Raw genomic sequence first — 18908 nt, 5'->3', positions numbered from 1 at the left:
CCCATGTCCACCACTCCCACCGGATTCATCACGGTCCCGAAGGGTCTCGCCAAGGTCGTCGTCACCGACACCGAGCTCGGCGACGTCCGCGGCGACGAGGGCTTCTTCCACTACCGGCAGTACTCCGCCGTCGAGCTCGCCGAGCAGGTCGGTTTCGAGCAGGCCTGGCACCTGCTCGAGCGCGGCCACCTGCCCGACGACGCGGAGCTGGCGGCCTTCACCGCAGAGGTGGGGCGACTACGCGTCCTGCCGCCCGGCCTCGGCGACCTGCTCCCCGCCATCTGCGCGACGACCACCGACTCGCTCCAGGTGCTGCGCACGACGCTGTCGGCGTGGGGCGGCATCGCCGGCCTGCGTCCGCTCTACGACTGCGACGAGGACGAGAAGGCCGCGGCCGCCCTGGCGGCCGTCGCCGTCACGCCGACGATCCTCGCGGCCGCGCACCGTCTCCACCACGGGCTCGAGCCGGTGCCGGCAGACCCGACCCTCGGCCACGCCGAGGACTACCTGCGGATGGTGACGGGGCGGCTGCCCTCGGCGCGAGACGCCCGCGCCGTCGAGCAGTACCTCGTCGCGACGATGGACCACGGCTTCAACGCCTCGACCTTCACCGCGCGGGTCATCGCGAGCACCGGCGCCGACCTCGCGGCCTGCCTCGTCGGGGCCATCGGCTCGTTCTCGGGCCCGAAGCACGGCGGCGCGCCGAGCCGGGCGCTCGAGGCCCTCGACGAGATCGGCACCCTGGACCGGGCCGACGGCTGGGTGCGCGACCGCATCGGGTCCGGCGACCGGATCATGGGTTTCGGCCACGCCGTCTACCGCACGCGCGACCCGCGCTCGGAGATGCTCAAACAGATCGCCCGCGGCTGGGACGACCCGCTCGTCGACCTCGCGGTCGGGGTCGAGGACGCCATCGAGCGTGCGCTGGCCGAGCTGAAGCCGGGGCGCGAGCTGCACGCCAACGTCGAGTTCTACGCCGGCGTCGTCATGAAGCTCGTGGGGCTCGACCCGTCGATGTTCACGCCGACCTTCTGCGTCGCGCGCGTCGTCGGCTGGACGTCCAACGTTCTCGAGCAGAGCCGCGACCCGAAGATCATCCGGCCGGCCGCACGCTACGTCGGGCCGCCGCCGCCCCAGCCGGTGCCCACCGGCACGCGCGCCCCGCAACCGGCCTGACCGGGGGAGGGCATCGAGCAGGCCCCGACGCATCCGGTTGCCGGGGCCTGCTCGGCGCGACCGGGGGAGCATCCGGTCGCTGGTGGTCGCCCGGAGCCCTCCGAACGTCACGTCCACGGTAGGACAGAATCGGAGTCTCGGGTCGACGTTCAGGTCAGGACTCGACAAGGTGGTGTCAAGGAAGGGTAGGCATCGCGTAAGGAGGGGGCTCGGGGTGTCACGAACGTCGGTCGAATCGCCCGGTAATGCGGCATTCGTCCGGTTCTGGGTCGCCGACGCCGTCTCCAACCTCGGCACGTTCGTATCGGCGCTCGCCCTCCAGCTGCTCCTCATCGAGACCCTCCACGCCGACCAGACCGAGCTGGGGATCGTCCGGGCGGCGACGTGGCTGCCCTACCTCCTCTTCGGCATGCTCGCCGGCGTCGTCGTCGACCGGGTGCGGCGCCGGCCGCTGCTCGTCGCGGCCGACCTGCTGTGCGCCCTGCTCGTCGGCACGATCGGGGTGCTCGCCCTGACCGGCCACCTGACGGTGCCGCTCGTCGCCGTCCTCGTCTTCTGTGCCGGCTCCGCCTCGATGTTCTTCAGCGCCGCCCACCTGTCGTTCCTGCCGACGGTCGTGCCGGAGACGCGCCTCGCCTCGGCGAACGCCCGGCTCGCCCAGACCTACGCCGCGACGCAGTCGCTCGGTCCGCTCGTCGGCGGTGCGCTGGTGCGGCTGCTGTCCGCGCCCGTCGCGGTGCTCGTCGACGCCGTGTCGTATGCCGTGTCGGCCGTCGTGCTCATGACGGTCCGCGTCGAGGAGCGGGCTCCCGAGCGCACCCCCGAGCGGCACGTGTGGCGCGAGCTGCGCGAGGGCGCGGCCTGGGTCTACCGGCACAGGGTGCTGCGCCCGTACGCCATCTCGCTGCACCTCTGGTTCTTCGCCAACGCCATGGTCACGACGGTCCTCGTCTACTTCGCCACGACCGAGCTGCACCTCGACCCGCTCGCGGTCGGGCTCGTCCTCGCGGCGACCGGCGTGACCGGCGTCCTCGGAGCGGGCCTGTCCCCGCGACTCGGCGTGCGCTTCGGCACCGGCCGGGTGATCACGACGACGGAGTGGCTGAGCCCGGCGGCATACGCCCTCCTGCTGCTCGCGCAGGCCGGGCCGTATGCCATCGTGTGGCCGCTCGTCGCGAACGCGCTCTTCGGCCTGGCGATGGGGCTGCGCGACCCGCTCGACATGAGCTACCGCAACCTCGTGACACCCGACCGGCTGCGCGGACGGATGAACGCGACGATCCGGTCGCTCAACTGGGGCTCGATCGCCGTCGCGGCTCCCCTCGGGGGCCTCGTCGCCGCGACGTGGGGCAACCGGGTCGCCATCGCCATCGGGGTGGTCGGGCTCGCGGTCGCAGCCCTGCTGCTCTGGAGCTCGCCGTACCGCCACGTGACGGCGCCAGGTGAGCGCCCGGTGCAGCGCCGGGCGCAGGGCCGCGCCTGAGGTCAGTCCGCCGTGCGCAGGGCCTGCTTCCACGACATCCGGCCCCGGGTCTGCATGAGCGACCGTCGGTAGACCTTCTCGCCGATGACGACGGCCACCGCGGAGAAGGCCGCCATGAGCAGGAGGGACACGACGGGCTCCCACCAGGCGGCGTCGCCCGCGATGATCCGCCCCGGCATCGCCACGACGGACACGATCGGCACGAAAGAGGCGACCTTGAGGGCCGTGCCGCTCAGGGCGAAGCTTGCGAAGTAGACGAGCATGAGCAGGGTCGTCAGGGGCGAGGTCGTCGACTGGAGGTCCTCGGTGCGCGAGGCCAGCGCGCCCGCGACGGCGAAGAGACAGGCCAGGGCGAAGAAGCCGACCGCGAAGAAGAGGATGAACCACACGACCGCGGTCGAGAGCGCGGGCAGCAGCGACGACCACTCGGTGAACGACACCGCCACGAGCCCGACCCCGGCGAAGAGCACCACCTGGCCCATCGCGATGACGGAGTTCCCGACGACCTTGCCCGCGAGCAGGGCGCGCAGCGGGATCGCCGTCGCGATGATCTCGACGAGCCGCGACTGCTTCTCCTCGACGACGCTCGCGGCGATCTGCTGGCCGAACATCAAGGCGCCCATGAAGAAGAGCAGCGCGAAGGCGAAGGTGGCGGCCTGCACGAAGCCGCGGTTCGTCGTCTGCCCGTCGAAGCGGTCGGCGCCCAGGGTCGCCCCGCGCTCGAGGGCCTCGACCGTCGTGCCGGCCGCAGCCGCGTTGCGGTCGAGCGCGGCGTCGCGCACGGCTCCCTCGAGGGGTGTCCGCAGCGACACCTCCACGTCGTCGCCGGACGTCAGCGTCCAGCCGGCCGACGTCTCGTGCAGCCACGCGTCGACGTCGCCCCGGTCGACGGCGGCGCGCGCCGCGTCCTCGCCCGGGACCGTGCTCGGGGTGATGACGACGGTGTCGCTCGTCGAGCGCGCGGTCGACGCGGCTTGCTCGACGAGGCGTGTGCCCTCGGCCGACGACACGGCGATGGTGTAGGTGGTCGTCTTTCCCGCCTGCCACGCCGAGAAGGCCGCGAAACCGGCGATGAAGACGAGGGTGAAGAGCGTGGAGAAGAGGAACGTGCGGTTCGTGACGCGGACGACGACCTCGCGCACGGCCACGATGAGCCACGGACGCCCGCCCCCGGACGTCTGCTCGTCGGCGGGCCCGGAGGCCTCGCCGGCGCCGGCGGTGTCGGGGTCCGGTCGGTGCTGGAGGGTGGTCATGCCGTCACCTCACGGTAGATCTGGGCCAGGGTGGGTCGCTGCGGCGAGAACTCGTGCACCTCGCCGCGTCTCAGGGCCTCCTCGAGGAGAGCCCGTTCGGCGCCGTGCTCGACGATCTCGAGCAGGGCCGTGTGTCCCTCGACGTCGACGGCGTGCACGCCACCGACACCGCGCACCCACCCGGCATCGACCGAGAGGACGAGCCGGTGCCGCGAGATGGAGGTCGCGCGCAGCTCGTCCGGGCTGCCCGACGCGACGACCCGACCCTTGGCGAGCACGACGAGGCGCTCGCAGAGCCGCTCGACGAGGTCGAGCTGGTGGGAGGAGAAGAGGACCGGCACGCCGCGTGCGGTGTGCTCGCGCAAGAGGTCGGCCATGTTGTCGACGGCGGCGGGGTCGAGGCCGCTGAACGGCTCGTCGAGCACGAGCGCCCGGGGCCGGCCCATGAGCGCGGCGATGATCTGGACCCGCTGCTGGTTGCCGAGCGAGAGCTTCTCGACGTGGTCCTTGGCGCGCTCGGCGAGACCGAGGCGCTCGAGGTGGGTCGTCACCGAGGCCTTGGCCGCCGAGGCGCTCAGGCCGCGGAGCCGTCCGAGGTAGACGAGCTGGTCGAGCACCGCCTGCTTGGGATAGAGCCCGCGCTCCTCGGGCATGTAGCCGAACTGCCGCCGGTCGAGGGCGGTGATCGGGCGACCGTCCCAGAGCACCTCGCCGCCGCTGGGCGACAGGACCCCCATGACCATGCGCATCGTCGTGGTCTTGCCGGCGCCGTTGCCGCCGACGAAGCCGGTCAGCCGGCCGGCCCCGACCGTGAAGCTGATGTCGTCGACGGCCCGGATCTCGCCGAAGGCGCGGGTCAGGTGCCGCAGCTCGATGTCGGCCGTGGCGCGTGGTCTGGTCAGGCGGTCCCCGTGTTCGCTCATGCCACCCACGCTAGGCCGCGCGGGGGTGCACAGGATCAGCCGTTCGGCTGATCCTCGGGGTCCCCCCGGAGGATGAGACCTGCCTCGTAGGCCAGCACGACCGCCTGCACGCGGTCGCGCAGGTGCAGCTTGGCGAAGACGTTGGACAGGTGCGTCTTGACCGTCGCCTCACCGACGAAGAGCCGGGCGGCGATCTCGGCGTTGGAGAGGCCTCGACCGACGAGACCGAGCACCTCGAGCTCGCGCGGCGTCAGGTCGTCGAGCCGCGGGTCGCGGTCGTCCCGCCGGGGGGCGGCCTGGGCGTCGACGACCGGCCCGTTCGTCATCTGCTCGATGACGCGCCGCGTCACCTCGGGGGCGAGCAGGGCGTGGCCCCCCGAGACGGCCCGCACCGCCTCGATGAGGTGGTCGGCGTCGGCGTTCTTCAGCAGGAAGCCGCTCGCCCCGGCGGCGAGGCCGGCGAAGACGTAGTCGTCCCGGTCGAAGGTCGTGAGGATGACGACCCTGGCCAGGTCGTCGGCGACGATGCGCCGGGTCGCCTCGATGCCGTCCATGACCGGCATCTGCACGTCCATGAGCACGACGTCGGGTCGCAGCTCGCGGGTGAGCCGCACGGCCTCCTCTCCGTCGCTCGCCTGCCCGATGACCTCGATGTCGTCCTCCACCGAGAGGATGAGCGAGAAGCCGGACCGGACGAGCAGCTGGTCGTCGACGAGCAGCACGCGGACGGGTGCCCTCACGAGGCCTCCTCGGGCAGCGGCATGCGCACGCGGACCCGGTAGCCGCCGGTGACCCGGGGCCCGATCTCGCTCACGCCGCCGTGCGTCGACAGGCGCTCGCGGACGCCGAGGAGACCCAGGCCGGTCCCCGACGTGCCCGACCGCGGTCGCCCGCCGTCGAGCACCTCGACCTCGGCGTAGCCGTGCGCGAAGCCGTGCTCGGGTCGCCGGTCGACGCGGACGAAGACCGTCGCGGACGAGGCCGTCGAGTGCCGCCGCACGTTGGCGAGCGCCTCCTGCGCGGTGCGGTAGAGCGAGAGCCCGAGTGGTGCCGGGACGGAGGCGGCCGCGCCGGGCACGTCCTCGACGACGTGGCACTCGACCTCGAGGCCGTGGGTCGAGGCCTCACGGGCCAGGGTCGTCACGTCCGCGAGCCCGGGCTCGGGCGCCCGGGTGCGGCCCCCCGGTCCAGACCCGTCCGACGTCCCCTCGTGGTCGTCGGCGCGCAGCGTGCCGAGCAGCCCCCGCATCTGTGCCACGGCGTCCCGCGACGACGTCTCGACCGACCGCAGGGCGCCCTCGGCGGCGTCGGGGTCGCGTCGCAGCACGCGACGGGCGGCGGCGGCCTGGATCCCGATGACGGAGACGTGGTGGGCGACGACGTCGTGCAGCTCGCGGGCGATCCGCAGCCGTTCCTCGACCACGGCCTGCCGCTGGAGGCTCGTGGCCTGGGCGTCGATGGTGCGGGCCTGGGCGGCGAGCCGGTCGCGCTGGAGCGCGGCGCGCCAGGCGGCCTGACCGCCGATGATGGCGCCGCCGAAGTAGAAGACGTTGATGAGCAGGGTGTAGACGACGTAGGCGCCGGCCGGGCTGAAGAGGCCCTGGTGGACGAGGGGCTCGTCGCCGCGGCTCATCGCCTCCTCGACGCCGCTGCCCACCGCGAGCTGCCAGGCGAGCCAGCCGAACATCAGCAGCACGACACCCGCGACGACCCCGAGCATCGCCTGCCGGTCACGTGCCCAGGCGACGCCGGTGAAGAGGGCGAGGAAGTAGACGACCTGCATCGGCATCGACACCGCGACCGCCGGCATGAGCAGGCCGAAGACGAAGAGGTGCAGCGACAGCCCGGCCGCGACGAGCAGGGGCCACCGGTGACGCCAGATGAGCGGGAGCGTGCCGAGGGCCACGGCGACGTGCGGCCAGACCCACGAGTCCTGCTGCGCGCCGAGTGAGTCGATGCTGCGCAGCAGCTCGACGCCGAGCGACCCCGCGACGAGGAAGCCGAGGGCGACCCAGAGGTCGGCACGCCGCTGGCGCGGCGAGTCGTCGGGGACCCGCTCCCAGTCGGTGTCGACACCGAAGTAGGCCCTCACCCGCGCCACGAGGGCAGTCCACCGGCCGTCCATGGGGGCCAGCCTAGGCAGACCGGTGCCCGTGCCGGTTCCCCCTCGAGGTGGAGGGCCTGGCGGCGGTAGGTTCGGGCGCATGGGTGTCACCTCCTCCGTCCTCGACGTCCCGACGATGCGCTCCCGGCTCGACCGGCTGCGACACCACGCGGCAGATGCAGGCGTCGCGGCGACCGTCGTGTCACCCGGCTCCGACCTGCGCTACCTCACCGGCATCGCGGGCTCGTCGTTCGAGCGGCTCACGGCGCTCGTCGTGCCGAGCGACGCCGCGGTCGCCCCCGTCTTCGTCTCTCCTGCGCTCGAGTACGCCGGTCTCGGTCACGTGCCGCTCGGCGAGCTCGGCGTCGAGGTGCGCACGTGGGTCGACGGCGAGGACCCCTACGCCCTGGCGCTCGGCGGAGTGCCGACCGGTCGCGTCGCGGTGTCCGACATGACACCGGCCCTGCACCTGCTGCGGCTGCGTGACGCCGGGGCGGCGGACCAGCAGCTCGCCGGCCCGGTCCTCCGCGAGCTGCGGATGCGCAAGGACGCGGCCGAGCTCGCGGAGCTGCGCGCGGCCGGCGCCGCCATCGACCGCGTGCACGCCCGGGTCGGGGAGTGGCTGCGCGCGGGCCGCACCGAGGCCGACGTGGCGGCCGACATCGCCGCTGCGATCGTCGAGGAGGGCCACGCCACAGCTGAATTCGTCATCGTCGGGTCGGGACCCAATGGCGCGAGCCCGCACCACTCCGTCAGCGACCGCGTCATCGAGGACGGTGACGTCGTCGTCGTCGACATCGGCGGCCCGCTGCCCTCGGGCTACGGCTCCGACAGCACGCGCACGTATGCCGTCGGGTCGCCCCGCGAGCCCGACGTGGCCGAGGCGTATGCCGCGCTGCAGGCGGCGCAGCAGGCGTCCGTCGAGTCCGTGCGTCCCGGCGTGACGTGCGAGGCCATCGACCGCGCCGCCCGCGAGGTGCTCGCGGCGGCCGGTCTCGCGGAGCACTTCATCCACCGCACCGGCCACGGCATCGGGCTCGACGGCCACGAGGAGCCCTACATCGTCGCCGGCAACGACCTCCCGGTCGAGCCGGGCATGACCTTCAGCATCGAGCCGGGCGTCTACCTCGCGGGCCGCTGGGGCGCGCGCATCGAGGACATCGTCGCGGTGACCGACCACGGTGTCGAGCGCTTCAACACGAGACCCACCGACCTCGTCGTCCTCTGACGAGCCCGGAGCAGGTCAGGAGTCGAAGCCCACGCCGATCCGGTCGAGCGCGCGGAGCCACAGGTTGCGCCGGCCGGTGCGGTCCTCGGCGGCGAGCGAGGACCGCGTGGCCCGCACGGCGGCATACCGGATCGGCTCGGGCGGGAAGGGGATCGGCTTGCGCCGCACCATCCCGAGGCGGGTCAGCTCGGTGTCCTTGCCGTCGACGAGATCGAGGGCGACAGCCGCGCCGAAGCGGGTCGAGGCGACGCCCAGCCCGGTGTAGCCGACGGCATACGCCATCCGCCCGCCGAGCGCCGTGCCGAAGACCGGCGTGAAACGGGACGTCGTGTCGATGACGCCGGCCCAGCGGTGCGTGAAACGGATGCCCTCGAGCTGCGGGAAGAGGTCGAGGAAGTGGTCGGCGAGCAGCCCGTGCGAGGCATCCGACTGCTCGAGCGCCGGGTCGATGCGTCCGGGGAAGTGGTAGTTCGCGTCGTAGCCGCCGAAGAGCACCCGGTCGTCGAGCGTCCTTCGGTAGTAGTGGAACTGGTTGCCCGCGTCGGTCAGTCCCTCGCGCCCCTTCCAGCCGATGGCGTCGAGGTGGGCCGGCGTCAGGGGCTCGGTCATGAGGACGTGGTCGTAGACCGGAAGCACCCACGCGCTGAAGCGCTTGAGCACGCCCTGCGACGCGTTCGTGCCGATGACGACGCGTCGCGCGTGGATCGAGCCGTCGTCGAGCGTCACCCTCACGCCGTCGCCCTCGGTCTCGAATCCCGTTGCACGCGTGTGCTCGTGGAGCCGCACGCCGAGCGACTCGGCCGCGCGGGCCAGCCCCCAGACGAGGCGCGCGGGGTCGACGAGCGCGACCTCGGGGTCGTACATCCCGGCGAGGTAGCGCGGTGAGTCGACGCGGGCCCGCGCCTGCGCGGCGTCGAGCAGCTCGACCGGGACGCCGTGGGCGCGGTGCAGCTCGAAGGACTCGCGGACGGAAGGGACCTGGTGCTCGGTGAGGGCCAGCGTCAGCTCGCCGGGCACGTGGTGGTCGGCGTCGATGCCGTAGGCCGTCAGTGTCCTCTCGATGCCCGCGACGTTCTCGGCCGCGAGCCGGTCGAGGGTCTCCATCTCGTCGGGCCAGCAGCCGACGCCCTGGGCGAGGCCGTGGGTCAGCGAGGGCGCCATGAAGCCGCCGTTGCGCCCGGACGCGCCGTCGGCCAGCCGGCCGGCCTCGACGACGACGACGTCGCGCGACGGGTCGGCCTCCTTGGCCTGGATCGCGGCCCACAGCCCGGTGAACCCGCCGCCCACGACGAGCAGGTCGGTGCGGGGCGCTGCGCCCGTCAGGGGCGCCCGCGGGTCGGGCCGCTCGGGACGGTCGGTCCAGAAGGGGACGGGGCGCGCGTCGGCGAGAGCCGTGGCGGCGCGGGGCGAGAGCGGGGAAACAGGCATGACGAGACGGATCAGACCATGCTTGGCTGGTGCCTGTGAACCCCCGTTCGTTCCAGAGCGATGCCGCGCCGGCGTCGGCGCCCCTGCCCGAGCAGCTGCTCCGGGTCTTCCACGACCAGACGCGCGCCCCCGTCCCGCTCGGGACGGCCGAGCGCCCGCTCGAGCTCGACGGCCCGGTGCGCAAGCACTACGACCTCGACCCGGCCGGCCACTTCGCGATGGTCGAGAGCCCGGACGGTCTCGGTGACGACCCCGACGGTCTCGTCCTCCGGGTGCGTGACTTCTTCGCCCAGCGCGGCCAGAAGGTCGAGTGGAAGACCTACGACTACGACGAGCCGAGCGACCTCGGCGCGCGCCTCGAGGCTGCAGGCTTCGTCCGCGAGGACGACGAGGCGCTGATCCTCGGCGAGGCCGGCCCACTCGCGGCGCAGGACCTCGCGCTGCCCGAGGGCGTCGTCGTGCGTGCTGCCGACGGCTTCGAGGACTTCGCCCGGATGCGCACGATGTCCGAGACGGTGTGGGGCGACGACCACGCCTGGGTGACCGAGTCGCTCTATCCCGAGTGGGTCGCCCGGCCCGACTCGATGGACGTCGTCGTCGTCGAGGAGTCCCGCGAGGGGCCGGTCCTCTGCGCGGCCCGTGGTGAGTACGACGCGAGCGGGTTCACCGGCCTCTGGGGTGGCTCGACGCTGCCGGAGTGGCGGGGCCGTGGGCTCTACCGGGCCACGCTGCTCCACCGGGCCCGCCTCGGCCTCGACCGCGGCAAGGAGTACGTCCGCGTCGACGCCTCGCCCGACTCCGAGCCGATCCTCCGTCGCCTCGGCCTGCACCGCGTCGCGACGACGACCCCGTACGTCTTCGATCCCAGGGCCTGACGGGGCGACGGTGGTGACGCGGGCGCCACGGCGGCGCGCAGCCACGGCCGCTCGGGCCGCCCTGGCCGCCCTGGCCGTCGGGGCGCTGGCCACCACGCTCCTCGGCGCGTGCACCACGGAGAGCGCCGACCCCGCCGTCCGCAGCGCCACGTCGACGACGGGGACGGCCCAGCCCGATCCCGGGATGACCTTCATCGAGGCCGCCCCGCGGTGCACCACGACGCGGCCGCTCACCGGCACGGGCCGTGTGCCCCTCGACGCCGTCTTCCCCGGCGCCGAGACGAGCGCGTTCTCCGCCCCCAAGGAGGCGGTGCCGGGTCCCGACGCCGCCGACCGGGCGCAGTGTCCCGGCGAGCTGCCCTCCCGACCGCAGTGCGACGGCCTCGTGCCGTGGACCGGCCTGCTCAACGATGCGTTCATCCCGGCGAGCCGGGCGCGACGCGTCGTCGAGGGCTACCTCCTGACGATGCCCAAGCAGGCCGGCAACCAGGCCCCGCCCGAGAGCTCGGCCGGCACGAAGGTCGTCACCTTCAGCCTCGTCGACCTCGCCGCAGGCGACCCGGGAGGCCTCGTCGCCTATCTCGACGCCGCGTTCACGACCTGCGCGAAGGCGTCGCCGAGCCGGGTGGCCGGGGTCGGCGCCCGCATCGGGACGGTCCCCTCGGAGTACGGCGCCGGGTCCGCCGAGGTGGTCCTGCTGCGCCGCGGAGCCCACCTCGTGTGGGCCACGCTCGACGGCAGCGGGTGGCAGCCGGGGGAGCAGCAGAGGGCCCTCGCAGTGCTCGTCGCGCGCCTTCTCTGAGCGGGCGCTCACCGGTGGGTGGGCACCCGTGGGCACGCGGCGGCATACGTGGCAGGATTCACGGCGGATCGTGAACCCGCTCACCAGACAGCAGGAGTAGCAATGCCCATCGCCACCCCCGAGGTGTATGCCGACATGCTCGACCGCGCGAAGGCCGGCTCCTTCGCGTACCCCGCCATCAACGTCTCGAGCTCACAGACGCTGAACGCCGCGCTCAAGGGCTTCGCCGACGCCGGCTCCGACGGCATCATCCAGGTCTCGACGGGTGGGGCCGACTACCTCTCCGGCCCGAGCATCAAGAACATGGTGAGCGGCTCGCTGGCCTTCGCGGCCTACGCGCACGAGGTGGCCAAGAACTACCCCGTCAACATCGCGCTGCACACCGACCACTGCCCCAAGGACAAGCTCGACACCTTCGTGCGCCCGCTCCTCGCGGCGAGCACCGAGCGCGTCCAGGCCGGCGGCACGCCGTGGTTCCAGTCGCACATGTGGGACGGCTCGGCCGTGCCGCTCGACGAGAACCTCCAGATCGCCCAGGAGCTGCTCGCCCTCGCCAAGGCCGCCAACGTCATCCTCGAGATCGAGGTCGGCGTCGTCGGCGGCGAGGAGGACGGCGTCGAGGGGGCCATCGACGACAAGCTCTACTCGACCCCCGAGGACGCCATCGCGACGATCAAGGCCCTCGGCTCCGGCGAGAACGGCCGCTACCTGACGGCCCTCACCTTCGGCAACGTCCACGGCGTCTACAAGCCGGGCAACGTCAAGCTGCGTCCCGAGATCCTCCTGCAGGCCCAGCACGCCGCCGCCACGGAGCTCGGCCTGACGGGCGATGCACGCCCCTTCGACCTCGTCTTCCACGGCGGCTCGGGCTCGCTGCCCGAGGAGATCTCGGCCGCCGTCGACAACGGCGTCATCAAGATGAACGTCGACACCGACACGCAGTACGCCTTCACGCGCGACATCGCCGGCTGGATGATCGGCAACTACGCCGGCGTGCTCAAGATCGACGGCGAGGTCGGCAACAAGAAGCAGTACGACCCCCGCGCCTGGGGCAAGTCGGCCGAGGAGGCCATGGCCAAGCGCGTCGTCGAGGCCTGTGACGCGCTGCGCTCGGCGGGCACGCACCAGTGAGCGACAACCTGCTCGGCATCCCCGAGACCCGGCTCGCCGTCGACCCGGCCGCCGAGAAGCTCGACGCCGGGGTCGACCCGGTGCAGGTGGCGGCGACATACCCCGCGAGCTCGCTCGCGTGGGCCGTCCTCGCCGAGGACGCGCTCGCCGACGGTGACCGCGACGTCGAGGCGTACGCGTACGCCCGCACCGGCTACCACCGGGCGCTCGACTCGCTGCGCAAGTCCGGCTGGCGCGGCCAGGGTCCGGTGCCGTGGTCGCACGAGCCCAACCGCGGGTTCCTGCGTGCCCTCGCGGCCCTCGCCCGGGCGGCGCGCGCCATCGGCGAGAGCGACGAGGAGGCCCGCTGCACGCAGTTCCTGCGCGACAGCTCGGCCGAGGCGGCGCGCGAGCTCGGTCTCTGACCGGCCTGCTCGGCCACTGCACCGCATGACGCTCTTCTGCTCCGACGTCGACGGCACGCTGCTCGACCACCGACGCACGCTGTCCTCCCGCACCGTGGCCGCCATCCGGGCGGTGCGGGAGGCCGGCCACACGTTCGTGCTCTGCAGCTCGCGCATGCCCGCGTCCCTCGAGGGTCTCGAGCGTCTCTGCGGCGTCGAGCCCACCCCGCTCATCGCGTACAACGGCGGGCTCGTGCTGCGTGCCGACCGCTCGGTCGTCACCGACGTCGCGATCACGCCCGCCGACGCGAGGGCCACGTATGCCGTGTGCGAGCGGCTCGCGCTCCACGCGAGCTTCTTCGCCGGGGACGACTGGTACGCCTGGGGTCCCGACGAGTGGACCGAGCGCGAGGCGACGATCACCGCCGTCGACCCGAGCCCGGAGTCGGCGCACGACTACGTGTCGAGCGGTCGCGTCGACGTGCAGCCGCCGCACAAGGTCATGGCGATGGGCGTCCCGGCGCTCGTCGACGAGCTGGAGGCGGCGCTCACGGGTCGAGCCGGCCTCGTGACCTACCGCTCCAAGGCGACCTACCTCGAGATCGCCAACGCCGCCTGCTCCAAGGGTGACGGGCTCCGCGCCCTCGCCGACGAGCTCGGCGTCGACGTCTCCGACACGGTCTTCTTCGGCGACAACCACAACGACGTCTCGGCCTTCGCCGTGGCGGGCACCGCGGTCGCCGTCGCCAACGCCGTCGACCCGGCCCTCGACGCGGCCACGGTCGTCACGGGCCACCACCGCGAGGACGGCGTCGCCGCCTACCTCGAGGACTGGCTCGCCTCGCACTGACCGGTGCGCAGCTGGACCGGATCGGCCCGTCGCTTGCGCGCTGCACGCTGGGTGGCGAGGCGATCGTCGCCACAACTCCGCCGGGGCGGAGCAATCGGGGCCGGGTGGCCCGATCCGCCTCACCTTTCTCCGCCGGGGCGGAGGAATCGGGGTCGGGTGGCCCGATCCGCCACCCCAACTCGGCCGGGGCGGAGAAGCCGCGTCCGGGGCACGGGTCTCGAACCGATAACCTTGCGGTTGGCTTGGACCACAACCGGAAGGCAGACCGATGCCGGCAATCGTGCTCGTCGGAGCGCAGTGGGGTGACGAGGGCAAGGGCAAGGCGACCGACCTGCTGGGCAGCAGCGTCGACTACGTCGTCAAGTTCAACGGCGGCAACAACGCCGGCCACACCGTCGTCATCGAGAAGGACGGCAAGCGCGAGAAGTACGCGCTGCACCTGCTGCCCTCCGGCATCCTCAGCCCCAACTGCGTGCCGGTCATCGGCAACGGCGTCGTCATCGACCTCGGCGTCCTCTTCGAGGAGCTCGACGGTCTCGAGGCGCGCGGCGTCGACACGAGCAAGCTGCTCGTCAGCGCCAACGCGCACGTCATCCCGAGCTACAACCGCACCATCGACAAGGTGACCGAGCGCTTCCTCGGCAAGCGCCGCATCGGCACCACCGGCCGCGGCATCGGCCCGACCTACGCCGACAAGATGAACCGCGTCGGCATCCGCATCCAGGACCTCTACGACGAGGGCATCCTGCGCCAGAAGGTCGAGGCCGCCCTCGAGCTGAAGAACCAGGTGCTCGCGAAGATCTACAACACCCGCGCCTCCGCCGTCGACGACGTCGTCGAGGAGCTGCTGTCGTATGCCGCCCGCCTCGCTCCCATGGTCGCCGACACGAGCCTCGTGCTGACCCAGGCGCTCGACCGCGGCGACACGGTGCTCTTCGAGGCGGGGCAGGCGACCCTGCTCGACGTCGACCACGGCACCTACCCCTACGTCACGTCGAGCAACGCCGTGTCGGCCGGCGCGTGCACCGGCTCCGGCGTGCCTCCGACCCGGATCGACTCGGTCATCGCGATCCTCAAGGCCTACACGACCCGCGTCGGCGAGGGTCCCTTCCCGACCGAGCTGCACGACGACAGCGGCGAGTTCCTCCGCAAGACGGGCGCCGAGTACGGCACGACGACCGGACGCCCGCGCCGCTGCGGCTGGATGGACACCGTGGTCGGCCGCTACGCGACCCGCATCAACGGCGTCACCGACTTCGTCATCACCAAGCTCGACGTCCTCACCGGCCTCGAGAAGGTCCCGGTCTGCGTCGCCTACGACGTCGGCGGCGTGCGCCATGACGAGATGCCGGTCAACCAGACCGACTTCCACCACGCGACGCCGGTCTACGAGGAGCTCGACGGCTGGTGGGAGGACATCACCGGCTGCCGCAGCTTCGAGGACCTGCCCGCCAACGCCCAGGCCTACGTGCTGCGCGTCGAGGAGCTCATCGGCGCCCGCGTCTCGGCGATCGGTGTCGGCCCGGGCCGCGACGAGATCATCGAGCGCTTCCCGCTCAAGCCGGCCGTCGCGAACTGACGCGGTCGCGCGGTCGCACGCACACGGCATACGAAAGCCTCTGTAACTGAAGGAAACCCATGACTGAAGAGGTCACCCCGCTCGACTGGGTCACGCGTCTGGCCGACGACGTGATCGCCGAGGCGCAGGAGCGCCACCCCGGCGAGACGATCGTCTGCGCGTCGGGCATCAGCCCGTCCGGACCGATCCACCTCGGCAACTTCCGCGAGCTCATCACGCCGCACCTCGTCGCCGACGAGATCAAGCGGCGGGGGATCGACTGCGAGCACATCCTCAGCTGGGACGACTTCGACCGCTTCCGCCGCGTGCCGAAGAACCTTGCGGGAGTGGACGACTCGTGGGAGCAGTACCTCGGTATGCCGCTGACCTCGGTCCCGGCGCCCGCGGGCTCCGCTCACGCGAGCTGGGCCGACCACTTCAAGGCGCCACTCCTCGAGGCCATGGTGGCCACGGGCATCGAGGTGCGCCAGATCTGCCAGACCGAGCAGTACCGCGCGGGCGTCTACCGCGACCAGGTGCTGCTCGCGATGCGTGAGCGCTTCGCCATCGACAAGGTGCTCGACCAGTACCGCACGCTCGAGGCCGTCGAGGCGGCGCGCCAGAAGTCCACTGGCAAGGGCAAGGGCGGCGGCGGTGGTGGCGGCAGCAAGGCGGCGAAGCTCACCGAGGAGCAGGCCGCCGCGGCGACCGAGGCCGAGCGCGGCTCCGGCGCGGCGTCCGAGGACGACGGCAGCGAGGGCAAGGCCGGCTACTACCCGTTCAAGCCCTTCTGCTCCTCGTGCGGCACCGACTTCACGACCGTCACGGCCTACGACGACGACAGCCACGAGCTGACCTACGACTGCACGAAGTGCGGGCACACCGAGACCGTCGACCTCGACACCTTCACGAACGGCAAGCTCGTGTGGAAGGTCGACTGGCCGATGCGCTGGGGGCACGAGCACGTGATGTTCGAGCCGTCGGGGGTCGACCACCAGAGCCCGGGCAGCAGCTTCGTCGTCGGCAAGGACCTCGCGCCGATCTTCGGCTGGGAGCGGCCCGTCGGGCCGATGTACGCCTTCGTCGGCATCGCCGGGATGGCCAAGATGAGCTCGAGCAAGGGCGGCGTGCCGATCCCCACCGACGCGCTCGAGGTCATGGAGGCGCCCGTGCTGCGCTGGCTCTACGCTCGGCGCCGGCCCAACCAGAGCTTCGACGTCGCCTTCGGTCCGGAGCTCCAGCGCCTCTACGACGAGTGGGATGCCTTGGGCCGCAAGGTCGCCGACGGCTCGGCCCAGGCAGGCGACCTCGCCGCGCACCTGCGCGCCACGTCGACGGCCGCGGGTCCGCTGCCCTCGACGCCGCGACCGATGTCCTTCCGCACCATCGCGTCGGTCATCGACGTGACGCAGGGTGACGAGGAGCAGGCCGTCCGCATCCTCAGCGAGCTCGAGCCCGACAACCCCGTGGCCTCCACCGACGACCTGCGGCCCCGGCTCGACTGCGCCGAGCGCTGGATGCTCGGCTACGTGCCCGCCGAGGACCGCACCATCGTGCGCACCGAGCCGGACGCCGAGCTGCTCGGCAGCCTCGACGAGCAGCAGCAGGAGTCGCTGCGCCTGCTCGCCGAGGGTCTGGACGGGCACTGGTCGCTCGACGGCCTGACCCACCTCGTCTACGGCGTGCCGAAGATCCAGCGCGGCATCGACCCGGAGGCCAAGGTCAAGGACCCCGAGCTGTCGGCCGCCCAGCGCGCCTTCTTCGTGCTCGTCTACCGGCTGCTCGTGTCGAAGGACACCGGCCCCCGCCTGCCGACGCTGCTGCTGGCCGTGGGCGCCGACCGGGTCCGCAGCCTCGTCGGCCACTGAGGCAGCGAAAGAGCAGCTCGCCCGAGCTGGGCGAGCTGCTCTTTCGACTCAGAGAGGCGTGCGCGTCAGTTGACGCCGACGGCCGACCAGGCGGTGGCGGTGGCGGCGTACTGGGCGCTGCCGGCGCCGTAGAGGTCGGTGGCGGCCGAGAGCATGCCGGCGCGGGCACTGGCGTAGTTCGTCGACGAGGTCCAGTACGTCGTCAGGGCGCGGTACCAGATCGCAGCCGCTGCGTCGTGACCGATGCCGGTCACCGCGCCGCCGTTGCAGGTCGGGCTGTTGTAGCTGACGCCGTTGATCGTCTTGGCGCCGCTGCCCTCGGAGAGCAGGTAGAACAGGTGGTTGCCGACGCCCGACGAGTAGTGCACGTCGAGAGTGCCGACCCGCTTGCTCCAGCAGTCCGCGGACGCGCCGTCCTTGCTCGGCTTGTCCATGTAGCGCAGCGGGCCCGCGCCGTTCTTCGCGAAGCGCTCACCGATGAGGTAGTCGCCCGGGTCGCCGCTCGTGTTCGCGGTGAACTCGACCATGGTGCCCATGACGTCCGAGGTCGACTCGTTGAGGCCGCCGGACTCGCGAGCGTAGGTCAGCCCCGCCGTCGCCGAGGTGACGCCGTGCGTCATCTCGTGGCCGGCCACGTCGAGCGAGACGAGCGGGCCGTAGCTGGCGCCGTCACCGTCGCCGTAGCGCAAGCAGAAGCACGTGTCGCTCCACGATGCGTTGACCCAGTTCGTGCCGACGTGGACGAGGCTGCGGGCGCCCTTGCCGTCGTTCTTGATGCCGTTGCGGCCGAACGTGTTCTTGTAGAAGTCCCACGTCGCGCCGACGCCGAAGTCCGCGTCGACGGCGGCGGTCTGCCGGTTCGTGGTGGAGCCGGCGGTGCCCCAGACGTTGTCGGCGTCGGTGAAGAGGGTGCCCGTCGTCGAGGTCGTCGACCCGTTGTTGCCGTCCTCGGTGCGGGCCCCGCCGCGGGTCGCGTCGATCATCTGCCACTGGCCGCCCGACGCGGTGGTCTGGAGTGTCACGGTGCCGAGGTAGAGGCTGTTGCCCGTGCCGGCGTCGTTGACCTCCGTCGCCCAGTGGTCGACGACGGCGCCGGAGCGCGCGTCGACGAAGACGACCGTGCCGGCCGGCTCACCGTGGGCGCCGACACCGTCGACCTGGGTCTTCCACACGAGGCGGGCGGGGCCGCTCATCGCGTAGACGGCCAGGGTCGGCTTCGATGCGCTCACGGTGTAGTCGACGGTGCGAGCAGCCGTGGCGGCCGCCGTGGCCGGGGCGACGGTGGGGGTCGTGGACGCGACCCGGACCGACGTGGACGCGGCGTTGACCCCCTTCCAGGCGCCCGCCTCGTCGGTGTGGACGACGAGGTCGCCACCGACGACGGGCAGGCCCTTGAACGTGCGGTCGAAGCGGACGTGCGTGGTGCCGTCCTTGTCGGTGGCCACGCTGCGGGACGTGAGGCCCTGGTCCCGGTCGAGGCCGAAGGCCGAACCGTGGGCCCTGGCCGCGGCGACGGCCCGGTCGAGGCCGGCTCCCGAGGCGGACCGGGTGGCTGCCTGTGCGCCGCTCGTGGCGATCGTCGCAAGGGCGGTGGCGGCGATCGCTGCGGTGGCGACCGACGTCGTGATGAAGCTCTTCTTCAAGGCGTACTCCTGGCTACCGAGGTGCCCCCGAGGGCGGTCGGATGACCGTTCCGCCACATTTGTCGGTTTGAGGGCGCGACGCCAGAGGGCAGGGTCAATGTTTGCCGGTGCTTGAACAAGAAATGAACCGGACCGATGGCTGTTCCCAGACTTCTCTCAGGAAGCGGGTGGGACGGCCCGGGCATGGAAGCGGGCGAGGGGCG

The 18908-nt window shown here is 72.3% G+C and carries 16 protein-coding genes; 10 read left to right on the top strand and 6 right to left on the bottom strand.

Translation table 11 applies throughout. The annotated features are described in order from the left end of the window. The first annotated feature begins 3 nt into the window (after positions 1–3). Positions 4–1176, top strand: a complete 1173-nt coding sequence (locus ASH01_RS04965) for a citrate/2-methylcitrate synthase (RefSeq protein WP_056772033.1) — start codon at positions 4–6, stop codon at positions 1174–1176. A gap of 214 nt (positions 1177–1390) precedes the next feature. Beyond that, complete coding sequence (locus tag ASH01_RS04960) at positions 1391–2659, top strand: MFS transporter (protein ID WP_056772030.1); 1269 nt, start codon at positions 1391–1393, stop codon at positions 2657–2659. A gap of 2 nt (positions 2660–2661) precedes the next feature. Here ASH01_RS04960 and ASH01_RS04955 read toward each other — a convergent pair whose 3' ends face one another. Genes ASH01_RS04955 through ASH01_RS04940 form a run of 4 tightly spaced genes read right to left on the bottom strand, consistent with a single transcriptional unit; the run spans position 2662 to position 6960 of the window. Then, a complete protein-coding gene (locus ASH01_RS04955) occupies positions 2662–3912 on the bottom strand; it encodes an ABC transporter permease (protein ID WP_056772026.1) in 1251 nt (416 codons plus the stop codon). Continuing rightward, positions 3909–4835, bottom strand: a complete 927-nt coding sequence (locus ASH01_RS04950) for an ABC transporter ATP-binding protein (RefSeq protein WP_056772023.1) — start codon at positions 4833–4835, stop codon at positions 3909–3911. The genes ASH01_RS04955 and ASH01_RS04950 overlap by 4 nt, the downstream gene beginning before the upstream one ends. Before the next feature lie 35 nt (positions 4836–4870). Next, positions 4871–5575, bottom strand: coding sequence for a response regulator transcription factor (locus ASH01_RS04945; protein ID WP_056772019.1), 705 nt, complete (start codon positions 5573–5575; stop codon positions 4871–4873). Next, positions 5572–6960, bottom strand: coding sequence for a sensor histidine kinase (locus ASH01_RS04940; protein ID WP_056772015.1), 1389 nt, complete (start codon positions 6958–6960; stop codon positions 5572–5574). The genes ASH01_RS04945 and ASH01_RS04940 overlap by 4 nt, the downstream gene beginning before the upstream one ends. Positions 6961–7039: 79 nt before the next feature. On the opposite strand from ASH01_RS04940, the gene ASH01_RS04935 reads away from it, so the two are divergent. Continuing rightward, positions 7040–8167 carry a M24 family metallopeptidase gene (locus ASH01_RS04935; RefSeq protein ID WP_056772012.1) on the top strand — a complete coding sequence of 376 codons (1128 nt, stop codon included), beginning with the start codon at positions 7040–7042 and terminating at the stop codon, positions 8165–8167. Positions 8168–8182: 15 nt separating this feature from the next. On the opposite strand, the gene ASH01_RS04930 is transcribed toward ASH01_RS04935, so the two are convergent. Then, the gene (locus ASH01_RS04930; RefSeq protein ID WP_056772009.1) at positions 8183–9595 is read right to left on the bottom strand and encodes an NAD(P)/FAD-dependent oxidoreductase; all 1413 of its coding nucleotides are present in this window, start codon (positions 9593–9595) and stop codon (positions 8183–8185) included. Between the two features lie 29 nt (positions 9596–9624). On the opposite strand from ASH01_RS04930, the gene ASH01_RS04925 reads away from it, so the two are divergent. The 7 genes from ASH01_RS04925 (at position 9625) to lysS (ending at position 17062) form a co-directional block, all read left to right on the top strand. Next, positions 9625–10470, top strand: a complete 846-nt coding sequence (locus ASH01_RS04925; RefSeq protein ID WP_156415425.1) for a GNAT family N-acetyltransferase — start codon at positions 9625–9627, stop codon at positions 10468–10470. Between the two features lie 13 nt (positions 10471–10483). Next, positions 10484–11272, top strand: coding sequence for a hypothetical protein (locus tag ASH01_RS04920; protein ID WP_156415423.1), 789 nt, complete (start codon positions 10484–10486; stop codon positions 11270–11272). Positions 11273–11374: 102 nt separating this feature from the next. After that, positions 11375–12403: a class II fructose-bisphosphate aldolase gene (fbaA, locus tag ASH01_RS04915; RefSeq protein WP_056772002.1), complete on the top strand. Its 1029-nt coding sequence runs from the start codon at positions 11375–11377 to the stop codon at positions 12401–12403. Continuing rightward, the gene (locus ASH01_RS04910) at positions 12400–12807 is read left to right on the top strand and encodes a DUF3151 domain-containing protein (protein ID WP_056751827.1); all 408 of its coding nucleotides are present in this window, start codon (positions 12400–12402) and stop codon (positions 12805–12807) included. Before fbaA ends, ASH01_RS04910 begins: the two co-directional genes overlap by 4 nt. Positions 12808–12832: 25 nt before the next feature. Continuing rightward, a complete protein-coding gene (locus ASH01_RS04905) occupies positions 12833–13636 on the top strand; it encodes a Cof-type HAD-IIB family hydrolase (protein ID WP_056771999.1) in 804 nt (267 codons plus the stop codon). A gap of 268 nt (positions 13637–13904) precedes the next feature. Next, positions 13905–15215: an adenylosuccinate synthase gene (locus ASH01_RS04900; protein ID WP_056771996.1), complete on the top strand. Its 1311-nt coding sequence runs from the start codon at positions 13905–13907 to the stop codon at positions 15213–15215. 59 nt (positions 15216–15274) lie between these two features. After that, positions 15275–17062, top strand: a complete 1788-nt coding sequence (gene lysS, locus ASH01_RS04895) for a lysine--tRNA ligase (RefSeq protein ID WP_056771994.1) — start codon at positions 15275–15277, stop codon at positions 17060–17062. A 65-nt stretch (positions 17063–17127) separates the two neighbouring features. Here the strand turns inward: lysS and ASH01_RS04890 are convergent, their stop codons facing one another. After that, positions 17128–18705 (bottom strand): M4 family metallopeptidase, encoded by a 1578-nt coding sequence (locus ASH01_RS04890; RefSeq protein WP_056771991.1) that lies wholly within the window; start codon positions 18703–18705, stop codon positions 17128–17130. Positions 18706–18908 lie beyond the last annotated feature (203 nt).

This window comes from Terrabacter sp. Soil811, assembly GCF_001429655.1.
Taxonomy (GTDB): Bacteria; Actinomycetota; Actinomycetes; order Actinomycetales; family Dermatophilaceae; genus Terrabacter.
Note: the sequence above shows the minus strand (reverse complement) of the source record. Positions and strands in the feature narration are given on the sequence as shown.

Excerpts from the sequence above, each read along its gene's own strand:
- ASH01_RS04965 (WP_056772033.1), top strand. The coding sequence starts at position 4 with ATGTCCACCACTCCCACCGGATTCATCACGGTCCCGAAGGGTCTCGCC.
- ASH01_RS04955 (WP_056772026.1), bottom strand. The coding sequence starts at position 3,912 with ATGACCACCCTCCAGCACCGACCGGACCCCGACACCGCCGGCGCCGGC.
- ASH01_RS04950 (WP_056772023.1), bottom strand. The coding sequence starts at position 4,835 with ATGAGCGAACACGGGGACCGCCTGACCAGACCACGCGCCACGGCCGAC.
- ASH01_RS04940 (WP_056772015.1), bottom strand. The coding sequence starts at position 6,960 with ATGGACGGCCGGTGGACTGCCCTCGTGGCGCGGGTGAGGGCCTACTTC.
- ASH01_RS04935 (WP_056772012.1), top strand. The coding sequence starts at position 7,040 with ATGGGTGTCACCTCCTCCGTCCTCGACGTCCCGACGATGCGCTCCCGG.
- ASH01_RS04930 (WP_056772009.1), bottom strand. The coding sequence starts at position 9,595 with ATGCCTGTTTCCCCGCTCTCGCCCCGCGCCGCCACGGCTCTCGCCGAC.
- fbaA (WP_056772002.1), top strand. The coding sequence starts at position 11,375 with ATGCCCATCGCCACCCCCGAGGTGTATGCCGACATGCTCGACCGCGCG.
- ASH01_RS04905 (WP_056771999.1), top strand. The coding sequence starts at position 12,833 with ATGACGCTCTTCTGCTCCGACGTCGACGGCACGCTGCTCGACCACCGA.
- ASH01_RS04900 (WP_056771996.1), top strand. The coding sequence starts at position 13,905 with ATGCCGGCAATCGTGCTCGTCGGAGCGCAGTGGGGTGACGAGGGCAAG.
- lysS (WP_056771994.1), top strand. The coding sequence starts at position 15,275 with ATGACTGAAGAGGTCACCCCGCTCGACTGGGTCACGCGTCTGGCCGAC.